Source organism: Methanocalculus sp., assembly GCF_029762515.1.
Classification (GTDB): Archaea; Halobacteriota; Methanomicrobia; order Methanomicrobiales; family Methanocorpusculaceae; genus Methanocalculus.
Map to the genome: position 1 here is coordinate 1 of NZ_JARVGN010000505.1, position 1398 is coordinate 1398.

2 protein-coding genes are annotated in these 1398 nt (G+C 57.1%); one reads left to right on the plus strand and one right to left on the minus strand.

Annotated features, from left to right (window positions below; all coding sequences use genetic code 11):
• The coding region (locus tag QCH34_RS12660) for a hypothetical protein (protein ID WP_300334661.1) at nucleotides 1-187 on the plus strand (187 nt) is incomplete at its 5' end.
• Here the strand turns inward: QCH34_RS12660 and QCH34_RS12665 are convergent.
• A partial coding sequence (locus QCH34_RS12665; RefSeq protein WP_300334662.1) for an AIR synthase related protein occupies nucleotides 184-1398 on the minus strand: 1215 nt, incomplete at its 5' end. The two genes, QCH34_RS12660 and QCH34_RS12665, sit on opposite strands and share 4 nt — an antisense overlap.

The window sequence follows — 1398 nt, forward strand, 5'->3', positions numbered from 1 at the left end:
GGCGGTGCTCGTCTGCACCTCACGGAGCACTCCCGGCGAGACGCTCACGCTCATGGAGACCTATGCAAAGGAACGCGGAATGGATGTCGCCGGCAGTTTCCATGTTCGCTTTTCAATGAGAGGCGGCAGAAATGAAGAAGAGATGGCCGCCCTTGTACAGGCGGTCACTGAGTTGGCGGAAGCCTAATCGATCCGCATCAGGTCCGTGATAGTGCGCGACGCTTCCCGCAGGTCGGATGGTGTGAGGACGATCTCTTCATCACCGGATCTGATCCTGAGTGCATCGCCGCCGACGGTTCCAAGAACCGTATGCGGAGTTCCTTGTAGAACAGACAGATCATCAACTGCCACCAGGAACCGGGCATAGGATTCCGAGAAGAGTGCTGCAACCGGATCGCCCTCTATTGAGACCGAAGAGCAGGGGGCGATCTTTGCAAGTGCAGTGAGAAGCCCGCCACGGGAAAGGTCGGTTACTGCACCCAGCGCATTTTTCCTGACGAGATCACGGACTGTTACAACCAACTCCACATCCCCGGTTGCAGGAGCAGGGCCACCGCATCCGGTGACACAATCAAGAATTGATCCGCCGAGATCAGGGGAGGTTGTTCCAAGAAGAACCAGGGTTGCACCCTCCTGTGGCGGGGTGAAGGTGCGGAGATCGCCCTTTCCGATCATACCGAGCATCGGGGTGGGCTTTATCCGGGTATCAAATTCATCACTCTCATTATAGAGGGAGACGTTCCCGCCGACGATCGGGACATCAAGACGGCGGCACATCTCCCCCATCCCAATGATCGATTCCTCGATCTGCCAGCTGATCTCCGGGTGCACCGGGCTTGCAAAGTTTAAGCAGTCAACGATACAGAGCGGATCGGATCCATAACAGGCAAGGTTTGAAGCATTCTCAAGAACGGCATTCGCTGTCCCATCACGCGGTGAAAGATAGATATGCCGGGGATTACAGCCGCAGGTGAAGTAGAGGCCGCTTCCATCAAGCCGGAGCACCGCAGCATCGGGACCGAGAGAGACGGATCTGAGCTGGACATCATGATCGTACTGCGAGAAGACCCAGTCCTTTGCCGCACACTCGGGGTGGGAGAGCACTTTTTGGCAGAGGGTGCGGAGATCCTCTTCAGGGCGGCGGAAAGGCTCTTCTGCACTATATGCCTTCGTCTCCCATCGGCAGGCGGGAGTGCCGCCTACGAGTAGATCGATCGGGAGATCGCAGACGGTCCTTCCATTAAATTCGATGATATAACGGGGCTCTGCGATCACCTCTCCGACATCTGCCCAGGCAAGGTCATACTTTTCGGCGATCGCCCCGATCAGAGCCACATCCTCCGGTGCGACCTCGGCAAGCATCCGCTCCTGTGATTCGGCGAGCATGATCTCAATCTC